At 72.6% G+C, this 17,546-nt stretch carries 17 protein-coding genes; 9 read left to right on the plus strand and 8 right to left on the minus strand.

The genetic code is table 11. From position 1 onward, the window contains the following. Window positions 1–21 precede the first annotated feature (21 nt). The 3 genes from V6D49_RS10430 to V6D49_RS10440 are packed head-to-tail and all read right to left on the minus strand — an operon-like array spanning window position 22 to window position 1,102. On the minus strand, window positions 22–399 hold the full coding sequence (locus V6D49_RS10430; protein WP_340559010.1) for a DUF6507 family protein: 378 nt from the start codon (window positions 397–399) through the stop codon (window positions 22–24). Window positions 400–422: 23 nt separating this feature from the next. After that, window positions 423–737 (minus strand): pore-forming ESAT-6 family protein, encoded by a 315-nt coding sequence (locus V6D49_RS10435; RefSeq protein WP_445330500.1) that lies wholly within the window; start codon window positions 735–737, stop codon window positions 423–425. Between the two features lie 32 nt (window positions 738–769). Next, complete coding sequence (locus V6D49_RS10440) at window positions 770–1,102, minus strand: hypothetical protein (RefSeq protein WP_340563852.1); 333 nt, start codon at window positions 1,100–1,102, stop codon at window positions 770–772. A gap of 235 nt (window positions 1,103–1,337) precedes the next feature. On the opposite strand from V6D49_RS10440, the gene V6D49_RS10445 reads away from it, so the two are divergent. The 8 genes from V6D49_RS10445 to rarD all read left to right on the plus strand — a co-directional run bounded on the left by V6D49_RS10445 (window position 1,338) and on the right by rarD (window position 11,666). Beyond that, window positions 1,338–2,579, plus strand: coding sequence for a sensor histidine kinase (locus tag V6D49_RS10445; RefSeq protein ID WP_340559011.1), 1,242 nt, complete (start codon window positions 1,338–1,340; stop codon window positions 2,577–2,579). 3 nt (window positions 2,580–2,582) lie between these two features. Next, the gene (locus V6D49_RS10450) at window positions 2,583–3,848 is read left to right on the plus strand and encodes a sensor histidine kinase (protein WP_340559012.1); all 1,266 of its coding nucleotides are present in this window, start codon (window positions 2,583–2,585) and stop codon (window positions 3,846–3,848) included. A 90-nt stretch (window positions 3,849–3,938) separates the two neighbouring features. After that, window positions 3,939–4,610, plus strand: coding sequence for a response regulator transcription factor (locus V6D49_RS10455; RefSeq protein WP_340559014.1), 672 nt, complete (start codon window positions 3,939–3,941; stop codon window positions 4,608–4,610). Window positions 4,611–4,823: 213 nt separating this feature from the next. Beyond that, complete coding sequence (locus V6D49_RS10460) at window positions 4,824–6,710, plus strand: 2-oxoacid:acceptor oxidoreductase subunit alpha (RefSeq protein WP_340559015.1); 1,887 nt, start codon at window positions 4,824–4,826, stop codon at window positions 6,708–6,710. Next, the gene (locus V6D49_RS10465; RefSeq protein WP_340559016.1) at window positions 6,703–7,800 is read left to right on the plus strand and encodes a 2-oxoacid:ferredoxin oxidoreductase subunit beta; all 1,098 of its coding nucleotides are present in this window, start codon (window positions 6,703–6,705) and stop codon (window positions 7,798–7,800) included. The genes V6D49_RS10460 and V6D49_RS10465 overlap by 8 nt, the downstream gene beginning before the upstream one ends. A gap of 168 nt (window positions 7,801–7,968) precedes the next feature. Continuing rightward, entirely contained in the window at window positions 7,969–8,916 is a 948-nt protein-coding gene (locus tag V6D49_RS10470; RefSeq protein WP_340559017.1) for a universal stress protein, read from the plus strand. After that, a complete protein-coding gene (locus V6D49_RS10475) occupies window positions 8,907–10,568 on the plus strand; it encodes a cation:proton antiporter (protein WP_340559019.1) in 1,662 nt (553 codons plus the stop codon). Before V6D49_RS10470 ends, V6D49_RS10475 begins: the two co-directional genes overlap by 10 nt. Before the next feature lie 171 nt (window positions 10,569–10,739). After that, the gene (gene rarD, locus V6D49_RS10480; RefSeq protein ID WP_445330634.1) at window positions 10,740–11,666 is read left to right on the plus strand and encodes an EamA family transporter RarD; all 927 of its coding nucleotides are present in this window, start codon (window positions 10,740–10,742) and stop codon (window positions 11,664–11,666) included. A 126-nt stretch (window positions 11,667–11,792) separates the two neighbouring features. Here rarD and V6D49_RS10485 read toward each other — a convergent pair whose 3' ends face one another. From V6D49_RS10485 to V6D49_RS10505, 5 genes are all read right to left on the minus strand, one after another. Further along, on the minus strand, window positions 11,793–12,152 hold the full coding sequence (locus V6D49_RS10485) for an SRPBCC domain-containing protein (protein ID WP_340559021.1): 360 nt from the start codon (window positions 12,150–12,152) through the stop codon (window positions 11,793–11,795). A 140-nt stretch (window positions 12,153–12,292) separates the two neighbouring features. Continuing rightward, the gene (locus V6D49_RS10490; RefSeq protein WP_340559022.1) at window positions 12,293–13,219 is read right to left on the minus strand and encodes an ABC transporter permease; all 927 of its coding nucleotides are present in this window, start codon (window positions 13,217–13,219) and stop codon (window positions 12,293–12,295) included. Beyond that, a complete protein-coding gene (locus V6D49_RS10495) occupies window positions 13,206–14,168 on the minus strand; it encodes an ABC transporter ATP-binding protein (RefSeq protein ID WP_340559023.1) in 963 nt (320 codons plus the stop codon). Before V6D49_RS10495 ends, V6D49_RS10490 begins: the two co-directional genes overlap by 14 nt. Window positions 14,169–14,227: 59 nt before the next feature. After that, window positions 14,228–15,487, minus strand: coding sequence for a LolA family protein (locus V6D49_RS10500; RefSeq protein ID WP_340559025.1), 1,260 nt, complete (start codon window positions 15,485–15,487; stop codon window positions 14,228–14,230). 207 nt (window positions 15,488–15,694) lie between these two features. Next, window positions 15,695–16,243, minus strand: a complete 549-nt coding sequence (locus V6D49_RS10505; protein WP_340559027.1) for a GNAT family N-acetyltransferase — start codon at window positions 16,241–16,243, stop codon at window positions 15,695–15,697. Between the two features lie 143 nt (window positions 16,244–16,386). On the opposite strand from V6D49_RS10505, the gene V6D49_RS10510 reads away from it, so the two are divergent. Further along, a complete protein-coding gene (locus tag V6D49_RS10510; protein ID WP_340559029.1) occupies window positions 16,387–17,421 on the plus strand; it encodes a 2-dehydropantoate 2-reductase in 1,035 nt (344 codons plus the stop codon). The last annotated feature ends 125 nt before the right edge of the window (window positions 17,422–17,546 follow it).

The following is a 17,546-nucleotide window of genomic DNA, read 5'->3' on the forward strand; positions in this document are numbered from 1 at the left end:
ACTCCCCCTACGATCCCCGGTCTACTCGCCCTGGCCCTGGCCGGGGAGGTCGAGCTCGGGGGCCTTGAGCGCCTCGGCCTGTGCCGCCGCCGCCATGTCCAGATCCCCCGTCAGGTACGCACTCGTCGCATCGGAGGCGCCCTGGAGCGACTTGCCCGCCCGTGCGGCCACGAACATCAGGTCCTCCTGCGTGGCCTCGGCGAACTCCGCCAGCGCGGCGCCGATCAGCCCCGCTTCCGGCACCGGCTCACCGGGCATCGCCAACGTCCCCGCGTACCCGGCCGCGGACTCCAGGTGCTCCCCGTACTTCTCGACCTGGCCCTCGAGGTCACCGGCGATCTCCATGACGTCCTTCAGGACACCGTTGATCCCGGGAACCGACAGATCCCAGCCCGTCATCGTCCACTCCCCCGCACGGCCGGTCAGCCGATGCCGTCAACCGCCGCCTTCGCCCGCTGCAACGCCTGCGAAGCCGTCCCGTCGTTCTTCTCCAACGTGCCCCGCAGCAGCGCCACGATCGCCCGGACCTCGTTCGCCGCGTTGTTCCACCGCTGCTCGGCGCCGTGGTACTGCTCCGAGACCCCGTCGGCCTGGAAATCGGCCATGGCCGCCTTCACCTGGCGGTCACGGTCGCTGATCACCTTCTCCAGCTGGCCGATCACCCCCGCCAGACTTCCCTGCACCTCCGAGGAAGCACCCGTGTCGTAACTCCGCCGGTCCTCACCAGCCACCACCATCAGCCCCTTCCCAGATCACGGCACCGCGATGTTCAGCGGCCACCGAAGCGTGCCGCGTCGAAGTTCGCCGAGGCCATCGACTGCCGCGCGTTGTCCGCCGACTCCTGCTCACCCGACATGAACGCCTGGTCCATGCCCTGCTGACCACCGAGGATCGCCGACAGCGACCCGTTCAACGAGGCCGTGATCTCGTCCGAGTTCGCCTTGAACAGGTCGAACGCCCGCTTCCCCGCGCCGTTGAACCGGCCCTCCAAGGGCTCGGCCGCCGCGATCAGCTGCTTGATCAGCGACCCCATGTCCGTCGACGATCCGCGCGACTGCTTCGTCAGCGTCGCCAACGTCTGGTTCCCCATGTCGAACTTCAGGCCCATGAGCACTCCCCTCCCGCTTCTGTGGACCGTTCCCCGTGACGTCACCCGTCCCGCAAAAGGCTAGCGTGCGCCTCCGACACTCCTCCAGACGTCTCCGGGGGCCGTGACGGTTTCACCGTCCCCGACGCGAAAGCCCTCCCCGGCGCGAGCGGCGGTGGGGAAAACCCCACCCCGGGTGACTGAGGAACCCCATGGCGGCCCGGTCGGCGCGCGCGGCAGGCTGGGGCGCATGACCGTGAGCACCGATCCTCCGCCGGGACGCGACGCCGAGCGCGCACTGCCGCCGCCGCGTGCGCCGCTGAGCGCGCAGACGTGGCGTGAGGTCGCCCATCTGCTGTCCAACCTGCCGGTGGATCTCGTGGGCTTCGTCTACGTGGCCGTGTGGCTGTACACCGGCGCGCTGCTCGCGGTGACCGTGGTCGGGCTCCCGGTGCTGGCGGCCGGGCTCGTGGGCTGCCGGCAGCTGGGCAAGTTCGAACGGGGACGGGCCCGGCTGCTGCTGGACGTCGACGTCCCGGAGCCCACGCCGATCCGGCACCGTACGCACGGCGGGTTCTTCCCGTGGCTGTGGGCGGCGCTCAAGGACCCGGTGGGCTGGCGGCACGCGCTGTACGCGACGGTCCGGCTGCCGTGGGGCGTGGCGACGTTCGCGGTGGCCTTCGTCTCGCTCTTCGTCGCCTGGCCGATCCTGCCGTGGCTGGCGCGGGGGCTGACGAACGTGGACCGGGTGCTGGTGCGGGGGCTGCTGGCGCCCTCCGACGAACTGGAGCGCCGGATCGCGCAGTTGGAGGAGGGGCGTGCGGTGGTGTCGGACGCCGCGAGCGCGGACCTGCGGCGCATCGAACGCGACCTGCACGACGGCGCCCAGGCCCGCCTCGTCGCCCTCGCCATGGACCTCGGCCTCGCCAAGGAAAAACTCGCCCACGACCCCGACACCGCCGCCCGCATGGTCGACGAAGCCCACGGCGAAGTGAAACTCGCCCTCCAGGAACTCCGCGACCTCGCACGCGGCATCCACCCCGCCATCCTCACCGACCGAGGACTCGGCCCCGCCCTCACCCACCTCACCACCCGCTGCACCGTCCCCACCACCGTCCACACCGACCTCCCCCACCGCCCCGCACCCGCCATCGAAGCCATCGCCTACTTCACCCTCAGCGAACTCCTCCAGAACATCTCCAAACACAGCAACGCCACCCACGCCCACATCGACATCTGGCGCACCGACGACCGCCTCCTCCTCCACACCACCGACAACGGCCACGGCGGCGCCACCACCACCCACGGCACCGGACTCACCGGCCTCACCGAACGCCTCCACTCCGTCGACGGACTCCTCCACATCCACTCCCCCCACGGAGGCCCCACCACCATCACCGCCGAACTCCCCTGGCGCGACCCGGACCCCGGCCCGGACCCCGGCCCGGCAGCCGAACCGGACCCCGGCCGCACCGACGCCCCGAAAGGCTGACCCATGCACGTTCTGCGCGCCCCCTTCTCCGCGCGGGCCTGGCGGGAGCTCGGCCACGTCCTGACGAGCCTGCCCGTGGCCGTCGTCGTCTTCTCCACCCTCGTCACCCTGGTCGCGACGAGCGCGGGGCTGCTGGTGACGTTCGTCGGCGTCCCGCTGCTGGCCGTGACGCTGCTGTGCGCGCGGGCGTTCGGCGCCGTGGAACGGGCCCGGGCCCGCGTCCTGCTGGGCCTGGACGTGCCGGCGCCCGGGCCGGTGCGGACGCCGCGCGGCAGGAGCGGACCGGCGGCCCGGACCGTGGCCGTCCTCAAGGACGGCGCGAGCTGGCGGCACGTGCTGTACGGGCTCGTCCACTTCCCGTGGGCCGTCTTCTCCTTCAGCGCCGGGCTGGCCCTGTGGTCGGTCGGCTGGGGGATGCTGACGTACCCGCTGTGGAGCTGGTCGCTGCCCGAGCCGGGCACCCAGCTCGGCGAGAACGCCTCGGGCGAGCCGATCTACGTCGACTCACCGCCGGAGCTGGCCGCCTTCAGCGCCGTCGGGGCGCTGGTCGTGCTGCTCGTCCCGTGGTGGCTGCGGGCCCTGACGGCCGTCGACCGCTTCCTGGTCGCCGGGCTGCTCGGCCCGACGCGGCTGGTGGAGCGGGTGTGGGAGCTGGAGGAGGGGCGTGCGGTGGTGACGGACGCGGCCAGCGCGGACCTGCGGCGCATCGAACGCGACCTGCACGACGGCGCCCAGGCCCGCCTCGTCGCCCTCGCCATGGACCTCGGCCTCGCCAAGGAAAAACTCGCCCACGACCCCGACACCGCCGCCCGCATGGTCGACGAAGCCCACGGCGAAGTGAAACTCGCCCTCCAGGAACTCCGCGACCTCGCACGCGGCATCCACCCCGCCATCCTCACCGACCGAGGACTCGGCCCCGCCCTGACCCACCTCACCACCCGCTGCACCGTCCCCACCACCGTTCACACCGACCTCCCCCACCGCCCCGCACCCGCCATCGAAGCCATCGCCTACTTCACCCTCAGCGAACTCCTCCAGAACATCTCCAAACACAGCAACGCCACCCACGCCCACATCGACATCTGGCGCACCGACGACCGCCTCCTCCTCCACACCACCGACAACGGCCACGGCGGCGCCACCACCACCCACGGCACCGGACTCACCGGACTCACCGAACGCCTCCACTCCGTCGACGGACTCCTCCACATCCACTCCCCCCACGGAGGCCCCACCACCATCACCGCCGAACTCCCCTGGCGGGAGTGAGGCCGGGCGGTACGGGCCGGGGCCGTCGTTCTGGAATGCTGGCGACGGCGGTACGAGGCAGGAACGGCCAGGGGCGAGGGGCAGGGAACGATGGGGAAGAGCGTGCGCGTGGTGATCGCCGAGGACTCGGTGCTGCTGCGCGAGGGGCTGACGCGGCTGCTGACCGACCGCGGCCACGAGGTGGTCGCCGGGGTGGCGGACGGCGAGGCGCTGCGCCGGACGGTGCGCGCGCTGGCCGGTGCGCAGGGGCTGCCGGACGTGGTGGTGGCGGACGTGCGGATGCCGCCGACGCACACGGACGAGGGGCTGCGGGCGTCGGTGGAGCTGCGGGAGGAGTTCCCCGAGCTGGGGGTGCTCGTCCTGTCGCAGTACGTGGAGGAGCAGTACGCGACCGAGCTGCTGGCCGGCTCGACGCGCGGGGTGGGGTATCTGCTCAAGGACCGGGTGGCGGAGGTGAGCGACTTCGTGGACGCGGTCACCCGGGTGGCGGAGGGCGGCACGGCGCTGGATCCGGAGGTCGTGGCGCAGCTGCTGGGCCGCAGCCGCAAGCAGGACGTCCTGGCCGGGCTGACACCCCGGGAGCGGGAGGTGCTGGGGCTGATGGCCGAGGGGCGCACGAACGCGGCCGTCGCGCGGCAGCTCGTGGTGAGCGACGGGGCGGTGGAGAAGCACGTCGGCAACATCTTCATGAAGCTGGGCCTGGCGCCGAGTGACGGAGATCACCGTCGAGTGCTCGCGGTCCTCACCTATCTCCGGTCGTAGGTCTCCGCCCACAATGAAGCCAGGCTCAATGCCCGCCGGTCAGGCTGGCAGTTCGTACGACGAGCCCCTTCGGGGGGTTGACGGCACACCGTCGCGTGCGGGTGGCGCGGTGTCTCATTATCGTGTCCACCATGCGGTCAACCTTACGAAGGTCAACCTAACGCGCACGTACGATGGGCGGTGAGCCCGCCGGCCCGAGGGAGGTCCTAGCACGTGACCAGTCAGGTCAGCCATGAGAACGCCAAGGAAGTACGGCGTTTGGACCGGGTCGTCATCCGGTTCGCGGGGGACTCCGGCGACGGCATGCAGCTCACGGGGGACCGCTTCACCTCGGAGACGGCGTCGTTCGGCAACGACCTCTCCACGCTGCCGAACTTCCCGGCCGAGATCCGCGCACCCGCCGGGACGCTGCCCGGCGTCTCGTCCTTCCAGCTCCACTTCGCCGACCACGACATCCTGACGCCCGGCGACGCGCCGAACGTCCTGGTGGCGATGAACCCGGCCGCGCTCAAGGCGAACATCGCCGACCTGCCGCGCGGCGCGGAGATCATCGTCAACACCGACGAGTTCACCAAGCGCGCCATGGCCAAGGTCGGGTACGCCGCGAGCCCCCTGGAGGACGGCTCGCTGGACGGCTACTCCGTCCACCCGGTGCCGCTCACGACGCTGACGGTGGAGGCGCTCAAGGGCTTCGACCTGGGCCGCAAGGAGGCCGGGCGGTCGAAGAACATGTTCGCCCTCGGCCTGCTGTCGTGGATGTACCACCGGCCCACCGAGGGCACCGAGCGGTTCCTGCGGACGAAGTTCGCCAAGAAGCCGGAGATCGCCGAGGCCAACGTCGCGGCCTTCCGGGCGGGCTGGAACTTCGGCGAGACGACCGAGGACTTCGCCGTCTCCTACGAAGTGGCCCCGGCGGCGCAGGCGTTCCCCGCCGGCACCTACCGGAACATCTCCGGGAACCTCGCACTGTCTTACGGACTGATCGCTGCGTCTCAGCAGGCGGACCTCCCGCTGTACCTGGGCTCGTACCCGATCACCCCGGCCTCGGACATCCTGCACGAGTTGAGCAAGCACAAGAACTTCGGCGTGCGGACGTTCCAGGCCGAGGACGAGATCGCCGGCATCGGCGCCGCGCTCGGTGCCGCCTTCGGCGGTGCGCTCGCGGTGACGACGACGTCCGGCCCCGGCGTGGCGCTGAAGTCCGAGACGATCGGGCTCGCGGTCTCCCTGGAACTGCCGCTGCTGATCGTCGACATCCAGCGCGGCGGCCCCTCGACGGGCCTGCCCACCAAGACCGAGCAGGCCGACCTGCTGCAGGCCATGTACGGCCGCAACGGCGAGGCGCCGGTGCCGATCGTGGCCCCGGCCACCCCGGCCGACTGCTTCACGGCGGCGCTCGACGCGGCGCGCATCGCACTCACCTACCGCACCCCCGTCTTCCTCCTCTCCGACGGCTACCTGGCCAACGGCTCCGAGCCGTGGCGTATCCCGGAGGCCGACGAACTGCCCGACCTGCGCACCCAGTTCGCCACGAGCGCGAACCACACGCTGGACGACGGCACCGAGGTGTTCTGGCCCTACAAGCGCGACGAGCGGACGCTCGCCCGGCCGTGGGCCGTCCCCGGCACGCCGGGTCTGGAGCACCGCATCGGCGGCATCGAGAAGCAGGACGGCTCGGGGAACATCTCCTACGACCCCGCCAACCACGACTTCATGGTCCGCACCCGGCAGGCCAAGGTCGACGGCGTCGACGTCCCCGACCTGGAGGTCGACGACCGGGACGGCGCGGCGCGGGTGCTCATCCTCGGCTGGGGCTCCACGTACGGGCCGATCACCGCGGCGGTGCGCCGGGTGCGGCGGGAGGGCGGCGCCGTCGCGCAGGCCCATCTGCGGCACCTGAACCCGTTCCCGGGGAACCTCGGCACGGTCCTCAGGTCGTACGACAAGGTGATCGTGCCCGAGATGAACCTCGGGCAGCTCGCCATGCTGCTGCGCGCCACGTACCTCGTCGACGCCCAGCCCTTCACCCAGGTCCGCGGCCTCCCCTTCAAGGCCGAGCAGCTCGCCACCGTCATCAAGGAGGCCATCGACCATGGCTGACGTCCTCACGGGGGGCCCGGCGTCCGCGTCACACGCGCTGTCGCTGGTGCCCACGGCCGACGCCAAGCAGACCGCCAAGGACTTCAAGTCCGACCAGGAGGTCCGCTGGTGCCCGGGCTGCGGTGACTACGCCGTCCTCGCCGCCGTGCAGGGGTTCCTCCCCCAGCTCGGGCTGGCGAAGGAGAACATCGTCTTCATCTCCGGCATCGGCTGCTCCTCGCGCTTCCCGTACTACATGAACACCTACGGGATGCACTCGATCCACGGCCGCGCCCCGTCCATCGCGACGGGCCTGGCCACCAGCCGCCGCGACCTGTCGGTGTGGGTCGTCACCGGTGACGGCGACGCCCTGTCCATCGGCGGCAACCACCTGATCCACGCCCTGCGGCGCAACGTCAACCTGAAGATCCTGCTGTTCAACAACCGGATCTACGGTCTCACCAAGGGCCAGTACAGCCCGACGTCGGAGGCCGGCAAGATCACCAAGTCGACGCCGATGGGCTCGCTCGACGCGCCCTTCAACCCCGTCTCCCTGGCGATCGGCGCCGAGGCGTCCTTCGTGGCCCGCACGGTGGACTCCGACCGCCAGCACCTGACCGAGGTCCTGCGTCAGGCCGCCGAGCACCCGGGCACGGCGCTGGTGGAGATCTACCAGAACTGCAACATCTTCAACGACGGCGCCTTCGAGGTGCTCAAGGACAAGCAGCAGGCGGTCGAGGCGGTGATCCGGCTGGAGCACGGGCAGCCGATCCGGTTCGGCACCCCGGCGGAGGACGGCCTCGGCTCCCAGGGCGTCGTCCGCGACGCCGCCACCGGCGAGCTGCGGATCGTGGACGTCACCACGCACGGCACGGACGGCGTGCTCGTCCACGACGCCCACGACGCCTCGCCCGCGACGGCCTTCGCGCTGTCGCGGCTGGCCGACCCGGACACGCTGCACCACACGCCGATCGGCGTCCTGCGCAGCGTTCAGCGGCCGGTGTACGACACGCTCATGGCCGACCAGCTGGAGCAGGCCGTCGAGCAGAACGGCAAGGGCGACCTGACCTCGCTGCTGCACGGCAAGGACACCTGGACGGTCGTCGGCTGACCCTCCGCACCACCGCGCGGCGGCCCGTACCCCGGCCCCGGGGTACGGGCCGCCGCGCGTGCGGACGCGCCATGCCCTGTCGCGTCGTGCCGTCGGCTGGCGGTCCGCACGGCTCTGGGTCATGTTGGAAGTCGGGAGGTCGGCAGAGGCACGGGTTCGGTGGTGCTTATGGGCGCGGCATGGCTCCGTGGCGTGCTGGCGGCCACCGACCTGTCCGAGGGCGGGAACCGCGCCGTGGGCCGGGCCGTCCGGCTGGGGCTGCTGCACGGCGCCCCCGTCACCTCGGTGTGCGTCGTGCCGCACGGCGCCGACGCCGACCTGTCGAAGCACGTGCGGTCCCGGCTGAGGCGCGACGTCAGCGGGTACCCGGGCGGCGCGCGGACGGCGGTGGCGGTGCGGCGCGGCAAGGTCGGTCCGGCACTCGTGCGGGAGGTCGAGCGGCGCGGCGCCGGGCTCCTCGTCGTCGGCGCGCACGGCAAGGACCGGCTGGCCGACCCGCTGCTCGGCACGACTCCGGAGAACCTCTCCCGGTCGAGCGGCGTTCCGGTCCTCGTGGTCAGGGAGCCGCCCGTGGATGACTACCGCAACGTCCTGCTCGCGGTGGACACCGACGCGCTCTCCTTCGCGGCGGCACGGTACGGAATCGCGCTGAGTCCCGGCGCGGAGCATCGCGCGGTGCACACCGCCGTGGTCCCGGGCGAGCACATGCTGCGGATGCACGGGGCGAGCGAGGAGGAACTGGCCCGCTTGCTGGATGTCTGCCTCGCGGACGTCCGGCCGCGCATCGAGCGCCTGATGGCCGCCCTGCCTCTGGCGGAAGGGACGCGTCCGCTCATCTCGTCGGGGCGGCCCACCGAGGCCGTCCCCGAGCTGGCCGATCGCTACGCGGCCGACCTCGTCGTGGTGGGCACGGGAGCGCGGTCGAAGCTCGCTCACGCGCTCCTCGGGAGCGTCGCGCAGCACGTGATGCGGCGGGCGCCGTGTGACGTCCTGGTCGTTCGGGGGCACCGGGTGACCGGCGCCGCACCCTCGTCCTTGCCCGTCGGCCGTCGGGACGCGCACGCCGCCGGAGGGCGTCCACGGCCCGGGAGGAACGGACCGCCGTCATGGAGTTGAACGGTTTCGCGCTCTTCGCCGTGATCCTGGCGTTCTCGGCGGTCATCGGACTGCTGGCCGTGCGTCTGCGGCAACCCCTGATCGTCGCGTTCATCGGCGTGGGCATCCTGGTCGGCCCGACCGGCTTCGGCTGGGTGGAGGCGGACGGCACGATCGAGTTGCTGGCCCGTATGGGCATCGCGATCCTGCTGTTCCTCGTGGGGCTGCGCCTGGACGTGCACCTGATCCGGACCACCGGGCCGATCGCCCTGGCCACGGGGCTCGGTCAGGTCCTGTTCACCTCGGTCGTCGGCTATCTGATCGCCCTCGGGCTGGGCATGGACACGGTGACGGCCCTGTACGTGGCCGTGGCGCTCACCTTCTCGTCCACGATCATCATCGTGAAGCTGCTGTCGGACAAGCGGGAGCTGGAGCAGCTCCACGGACGCATCGCGGTCGGCTTCCTCATCGTCCAGGACATCGTCGTGGTGCTGGTGATGATCGCCCTGACGGCGTTCGGCCAGCAGGGGAGCGACAACCTGCCCGTGCACGTCGCCCTGGTTCTCGCCAAGGGTCTGGGGCTGCTGGCCGGTGTGGTCGCGGCCATGCGTTACGTGCTGCCGCGGCTGCTGCACCAGGTGGCCCGGTCGCAGGAGCTGCTCGTCCTGTTCGGCGTGGCCTACGCGGTCTCCGTGGCCACGGTGAGCGACTGGCTGGGGTTCAGCACCGAGGTCGGGGCGTTCCTCGCGGGTGTCTCGCTGGCGACGACACCGTACCGGGACGCGCTCGGTGCCCGGCTGGTCAGCCTGCGGGACTTCCTGCTGCTGTTCTTCTTCCTTGAGCTGGGAGCTCGTCTGGAGTTCACGGACGCTTCGCAGCAGCTCGCCGACGCGGCGGTGCTCTCCCTCTTCGTCCTCGTCGGCAACCCGTTGATCGTCGTCCTGATCATGGCCGCGATGCGCTATCCGGTCCGGGTGGGGTTCCTGGCCGGGCTCACGGTGGCGCAGATCTCCGAGTTCTCCCTCATCCTCGCCGCCCTCGGCCTCAGCCTCGGCCACATCACGGAGGCCACGGTCAGCCTCATCACGGTCGTCGGGCTGATCACCATCGGCGGCTCCACGTACCTGATCCTCTACTCGCAGCGGATCTACGCGCGCCTCGAACGCCGGCTGTCCGTGCTGGACCGGACGGGCGGTCGGCAGCGGGAGCTCGAGGGGGACGAGCAGGAGGCCGACGTCATCCTCTACGGCCTGGGCCGCTTCGGCGGAGCCATCGCCGCCCGGCTCGGTCGGTCCGGCCACCGGGTGCTGGCCGTGGACTACGATCCGCGCAGGGTGGCCGACGGCGATCGGGAGGGCGTCACGGCGGTGTTCGGCAGCGCGGAGGACATCCACCTCCTGGAGTCGCTGCCGCTCTCCCGCGCCCGCTGCGTGATCAGCACCGTTCCCGTTCCGGCGGTCGGCAGGGCCCTCGTCCACGGCCTGCGGCACCACGGCTACCGGGGCACCGTGGTCCTCACCGCCCACTCCTCGCGCGACGCCGAGCAACTCGACGGCGCGGGAGCCGACCTCGTGCTGAAGCCGTACCCCATGGCCGCCACCGCCACGGTCGAGGTGATCGACCGCCTCCTGCGGGCCGGACGCGACCCGACGGGACCCGACGAGCGGACGTGACGGGCGTCATGAGCGTCGCGCCCTTACGGGAATGACAAGCAGGTGTGCCGGGCGTTACCTTCGTCGTGAGCAGCACCTTGACGGAGGAGGCGTGGGTTGTCGTCGTTGTCGTCGTTGTCGTCCACGAGCGAGACCCGCACCGGACTCCTGTACGGGTTCGCCGCGTACGGCATGTGGGGGCTCCTGCCCCTGTACTGGCACCTGCTCCAGTCGACCTCCGCCGCCGAGGTGATGGCGCACCGCATGGTGTGGTCGCTGCCGACGGCGGCCCTGATCCTGCTGGCCCTGCGCCGCTGGGCGTGGATCGGCGCGCTGTTCCGCAGGCCCAAGCGGCTCGGGCTCGTCGCCGTCTCGGCCACGCTGATATCGGTCAACTGGTACCTGTTCATCTGGGCCGTCACCGAGGAGCGCGTGCTGGAGGCCTCCCTCGGCTACTTCATCAACCCCCTCGTCACCATCGCGATCGGCGTCGTCGTCCTGCGCGAGCGGCTGAGGCCGTTGCAGTGGACGGCCGTCGGCATCGGCGCGGCGGCCGTGGCCGTCATGACCGTCGCCTACGGTGAGGTGCCCTGGATCTCCCTGACGCTGGCCGTCACCTTCGCGACCTACAGCCTCGTGAAGAAGCAGACCAGGCTCGACGGCCTGGAGGGCTTCACCGCCGACTCCCTGCTGCAGTTCCTTCCCGCCCTCGGCTTCCTGCTGTTCCTCGGCGGGCGCGGCGAGTCGACGTTCACCACCGAGGGCCTGCCGCACGCCCTGCTGCTCGCCGGTGCCGGGCTGGCGACGGCCCTGCCACTGATCCTCTTCGGCGCGGCGGCGATGCGGGTGCCGCTCTCCACCATCGGCCTGCTCCAGTACCTCGCGCCGACCTTCATGTTCCTGCTGGGCCTGCTCGCCTTCGACGAGCGGATGCCGCCCGAGCGCTGGGCCGGGTTCCTCCTGGTGTGGGTGGCGCTGTGCGTGCTGACCTTCGACGCCCTGCGCGCCGCCCGGCGCAACCGGACCGCCCTGCGGGAGGCCCGGCGGCGCCGGCCGTCCCCCGCCGGCGGCGTCACCCCCGCCGACCTCCCGCAGGCCCCCGTCGGCCCGACGTCCTGACGCCCGGCCCCGGCCCCGGCCGCCCCGGCGCGCCCGAAGCCCGGACGCGCCGGGGCCACGACCCCGGCTCAGCCGGGCGCGGCGGCCACCCGGTCCGTCACCCGCCGCCGGGGTACACGCCACCGCTCACGCGGCGGCCGGGCACTCCTCGGCGCCGCGCAGCCCCTCCCGGCCGGAGCGGAGCACCGCCTTCCCCCTCGGTGCAGCGGATATGTCGAGCTGGAACGTCGTGTGGTGGTCGTCCCCATGCGGGCGGTAGGTGAGCCTGATGCGGTCTCCTGGGCGGTAACTGCGCACTTCGCCGGTCGTCCCCTCCGTCGTCGTGTACTGCGTGCCCTTCTCGGGTGCCAGCCGCGCACCCGGCCCCGGCCACAGGGCCAGCCCCTCCTCACTGCTGATGAGATCCCACACGGTGGCGGGCGGCAGCGGGATCGTCCGCGACACCCCCACCTCCCAGCCGGCGCCCTGTGTGAGTCCTGCGGGCATGACTCGCCTCCTCGCTCGCGAGCGTGTGCCGGCTCCCCCTCCGGCACCCTCCGACACCTACAAAGTTAGCGGTCACCACTGACAACGGCCCCTGGGCGCGGGGCGCGCCCAGGGGCCGTCGAGCAGCGTTCGAGGAGCCCTCAGGAGGTGATGTCGCGGGTGGTGAAGCGGGCCCAGGCGGCCGAGCCGAAGACAGCGGCGTAGACCCCCTGGAGCCCGGCGTTGGCCAGGATGTCGCCCCAGGGGACGGGCGCCCGCAGCAGGTCCGCGAAGGACATCCAGTGGTAAGGGAACAGGAACGGGTGGACGACGTCGAGCTGCGGGATCGCCCCGACGATCTGCACCGTGATCAGCAGCCCCACCGTCGCGGACATGGCGGCGATGCCGCTGTTGGTGAGCGTCGAGACGAACAGGCCGAGCGCCGCGAGCCCGACCAGCGAGACGGCCACGGCCACCGCGATGGCCAGGGCGCGCAGCAGCCCCTCGGAGAGCGGGACGGTGACGCCCGACAGCAGGGTGATGTCCCCGAGTGGGAACAGCGCCGCGCCCACCAGCACCGCCGAGAGCGCCACGACGAGCGTCGCCAGGAGGCAGAAGACCAGCAGCGCGGCGAACTTCGCCAGCAGCAGCCGGGTGCGTCCGGCGGGGGCGACGAGCAGGTAGCGCAGGGTGCCCGCGCTCGCCTCGCCCGCCACCGCGTCCCCCGCCACGACGCCGACCGTCATCGGCAGGAAGAACGGGAGGGTGGCCGCGAGCGCGGTGAACACCAGGAACAGGCCGTTGTTGGTGATCTGGTTGATGAACGCCGGGCCCTCGCCGCCGTCGCCGCCACCGCCGCCGCCGTCCCCGCCGCCGGTCTCGATCTTCACGGCGATGCCGATGAGCACCGGCAGCACCGCGAGGATGCCCAGCAGGGCGAGCGTGCGCCAGCGGCGCAGCGTCACCGTGAGCTCGCTGCGGAAGAGGGAGAGCGTCCACAGCGGGGACGGGCGCCGGACGGCCGGCTGTGGTCCGCTCGCGGCGGCCTCCGTGCGTTCGGCGCTCACCACCCCGTCAGCCGGCGACATCGAAGCCCTCCCCGGTCAGTGCCACGAAGGCGTCCTCCAGTGAGCCGTTCTCCACGCCGAAGGAGCGCACGCGGACGCCCGCGTGGACGAGGGCGGCGTTGAGGTCGGCCAGGTCGGTGCCCGGCTCGGCGGGCGGGTCACCGGTGACGCGGTCCCCCTCCGTGCTCAGCGCCGTCACGCCGTGCTCCTTCAGCACCGAGGCGGCGTCGCCCGCGTCCGGGGTGGTGACCACCAGACGCCCCCGCACCCCGGCGGCCAGCTCGGCGACCGGGCCCTGGGTGAGCAGCCGTCCCCGCGCCATGACGGCGGTGTGCGTGCAGACCTGCTCGACCTCGTCCAGCAGGTGCGAGGAGAGGAAGACGGTCGTGCCGTCCCCCGCCAGCTCGCGGACGAGGGTGCGCATCTCCCGCATGCCCTGCGGGTCCAGGCCGTTCGTCGGCTCGTCCAGGATCAGCAGCTCCCGGGGCTGGAGGAGCGCGACGGCCAGGCCGAGGCGCTGCTTCATGCCCAGCGAGTACGTCCGGGCGTGTTTGCGGGCCGCCGCCCCCAGGCCGACGCGGTCCAGCGCGGCGTCGATGCGGGCGCGGCGCGTGGCCGGGTCGGCGGTGGGGTCGGCGGCGTCGAACCGGGCCAGGTTGTCCCGGCCGGAGAGGAACCCGTACAGCGCCGGGCCCTCGATGAGGGCGCCCACCTTCGGCAGCACCCGCCGCGCGTCGGCCGGCATGGGCCGGCCGAGCAGGGCGGCGCTGCCGTCGGTGGGCGTGACGAGCCCGAGCAGCATCCGGATGGTGGTCGTCTTCCCGGAGCCGTTCGGGCCGAGGAAGCCGAAGACGCTGCCGCGCGGCACGCGCAGGTCCAGGCCGTCGACGGCGAGCTGACCGCCGCGGAACCGTTTGCTCAGCCCGCGGGCCTCCACTGCCGGTTCCCCGGCGGTCGGCGGCGCGTCCATGTGTCTCCCTCGTCGTCCCCGTCGCGGTCGTGCGCGGGGGCGGTCGTGCGCGTGGGTGGTCAGTCCGTCCCGGCGGCCTTCAGCAGCCCGTCCTTGGTGACGGCCCCGACGTAGACGCTGCCGTCCTCGGTGATCAGCGCGTTGACCAGCGTGGTGCTGAACAGCCGCCCCTCGCCGAACTCACCGCTGACCTGCTCCGAGAACGCGTCCAGCAGCGGCTGCGCCTCCGGGGAGTTCAGCTCGCCGCCCGCGAGGCCCTCGGGCGCCTCGACCTTGACGACGGCGTCCCAGCCCTCACCGATGACCTCCGCGCCCTCGCCCAGGCCCTCGGCGCCGTCGGCACCCGGCAGGCCGGGGAGCCCGTCCAGGCCCTCGGGCAGGCCGTTCAGACCGCGCCCGTGCTTCTCGGCCGACTCCTCCGCCTCGGTGACGTCGGTGCCCTTCGGCGGCGTGAAGTCGAACAGGTCGGCGGACGGCTTCGCGAAGTCGACCTTCGTGTAGCCCGCCTCGACGACGGGGGCGCCCGTGCCCTTCGCGTCCAGGGTGACGCGCAGCGGCGTGCCGTTCTCGGCGTCCACGGCGATGCGGACGGCGTCGACCGTGGAGTCCGGCGCGTCCTTCGGGGCGATGGCCAGCACGTAGGCGTCCCGCCCGGCGACGCTCGTGGTGCCGTCCACCGTGACGGACGTCGAGCCGTCGACGGCCGCGAGCGCCTGCTCGGCCGCCTCCTGCGGGGTGAGCGAGCCGGGGCCGCCCATGCCGTGCTCCTTGCCGCCCTCCGGGGCTTCGGGCAGCTCGGCGTGGAAGGCGGTGTCGCTGGCGCTGTCGTACGCCCACAGCTCGCCCTCGTTGCGGATCAGGCTGTACTCGGCGGCGTCCTCCACCAGGGAGACGCGCTGCCGCTCGGGGCCGTCCAGGGCGACCCGCAGGGTGTGGTCGCCCGCGAGGAGCCCGGTCAGCTTCCCCGCCGGGTCGGCCGGTGAGCCCGTCTCGTCCTCGGCCCGGCCTCCCTCACCGTCCTCGCCCTTCTCCTCGGGGCCCCCGGAGTGGCCGCCGAAGAGGCCGCCGCCGTCGGACGCGGCGTCCAGCCCGGGAATGCCCAGGTCGGAGCTGAGCTCGACGGTGCCGGAGAGCTGTTCGACGTCGGATTCCGCGATCTTCGTGATGAGTTCCTGCGCCGTGATGTCCGGCAGGTCCGGGTCGCCGCTGTCGGCGAGGGCCGGAACCAGGCCGACACCCGCCGCCGCGACGGCCGCCACCGCGACGGGTACCGCGTACCGCATCGCCTTGTTGCGCGACGTGCTGGGCCGGTGTGCCATAAGTGCGCTACCTCCGTACGTGGGCGGCGTCCACCCCCTGGTGTCCTCCGCCGCCATTGTCACCCGTAACGGTGCGGGGTGGTATGACCAGCCCATCAGATCGGGGCGATTCCGGCGTCACCCGACAGGGCCAACCCCGCTACACCCCGGGGATGACGTCCGCACCGGCAGGTCGCACCCGTCCCTTAGGGGTCGCGCCGGGCCGGGTCAGGGCGTGCCGGTGCCGTCCCCGCGGTAGTCCCGCTCCAGCAGGCCGAGCAGCACCTCGTCCAGAAACGCGCCCATGACCCAGGCCGAGGAGCGCAGCACGCCCTCGCGGACGAAACCGTTGCGCTCGGCCGCGCGCAGCATGGCGACGTTGTCCGCCAGCGTCTCGATCTGCAGCCGCTGCAGGCTGCGCACCACGAACCCGTAGTGGCACAGCGCCCCCACCACGTCCGTGCCGTAGCCCTGGCCCCGGGCGGACGGCAGCAGCCCCAGCCCGATGTGCGCCGACCGGTTGTGCGGGTCGATGCCCCACAGGTTCGCGGTGCCCACCAGCGTGCCGCCCGCCAGCTCCACCACGGAGAACGAGACGCTCCCCTCCTGCGCCTCGTCCACCACGAGACGCGGGTCCTTCGTGCCGGGCTTCACCGGCCGCCACGGCCCGCCCTCGGACCGCGCGGCGTTCACCACGTCGTTGTAGAGCTCGGCCCGCAGGATCGGGATGTCCTCGTCGTGCCGGGCCCGCAGCCCGACCTTGCCGCCTTTGAGCATGCGAGCTTCCTATCCGGGGCCACGGGCGGTCCGCAAACGCTTTTCGCCGGTGCGGCTCCGCCGGGCGTTGGGCCCGCGACGCCCGGGGGCTGGGCCACCGGCCCAACCGCCGGTACCGTCGGGTAACTCCGGAAGGGGACACGGTGAGAGTTGCGGTACTCGGCGCCGGCAGCATCGGCTGCCACCTGGGCGGACACCTGGCGCGGCACGCGGACGTGACGCTGGTCGGCCGCCCGTCCGTCCTCGACGGCCTGGCCGACGGGCTGACCCTCAGCGGCGCGGGCCGCCCCCGCACCCGCATCCCGCCGGAGCTGCTCACCCGCACCACCGACCCCGACGCGCTGGCCGGAGCCGACTGCGTCCTGGTCACCGTCAAGTCCGCCGCGACGGCCGCGGCCGCCCGCGAACTGGCCGGACGGCTGCGCCCGGACACCACCGTCGTCAGCTTCCAGAACGGACTGCACAACGCGCGCCTGCTGCGGGACGCCCTGCCGCAGGCCGTCGTGCTCGCCGGGATGGTGCCGTACAACGTCGTCCACACCGAGCCCGGCACGTTCCACCAGGGCACCACCGGGGCGCTGATGCTCGACGCCCACCCGGCCGCGCGTCCGCTGGTCGCGGCGCTGCGGGCGGCCGGGCTCGACGTCCAGCCGCGCGCGGACATGCCGCGCGTCCAGCACGCCAAGCTGCTGATGAACCTCAACAACGCCGTGAACGCCCTCTCCGGCCTCCCCCTGCGCGAACAACTCGGGCAGCGCGCCTACCGGCTGTGCCTCGCCCGGTGCCAGGAGGAGGCGCTGGCGGCGTTCGCCGCCGCAGGCATCCGTCCGGCCCGCCTGGGCCCCGTCCCGGCCCGCCTCACGCCCTGGGTGCTGCGCCTGCCGGACGCCCTCTTCCGCCGGGTGGCCGCCGCGAGCCTCGCCGTCGACGCCCACGCCCGCTCCTCGATGTGGGAGGACCTGGAGCGCGGACGCGCCACCGAGGTCGACGCACTCCAGGGCGAGGTCGTCGCGATGGCCCGACGCCACGGCCTCCCCGCCCCGGCCAACGCCCGCCTCGCCGCCCTCGTCCACGCCGCCGAACAGCCCGGCCCCCACCACCCCTGGACCGGCCCCGCCCTCCTCCACGCCCTCTCCCGCACCCCGGACGCGACGCCCGGCCGTCCCGCCGAACGCTGAACGACAGTGCTCCGAGTGCGACCCGCGTTTCCCGTTCCGTCAACCGAGCACGCTTGACCTGCTTGGCAGGGCTCGGGAGCATCGACACGGACACGGCACGCTGCCAGCAGGTGACAGAGGGGAAC

It is taken from the genome of Streptomyces sp. GSL17-111 (genome assembly GCF_037911585.1).
Lineage (GTDB): Bacteria > Actinomycetota > Actinomycetes > Streptomycetales > Streptomycetaceae > Streptomyces.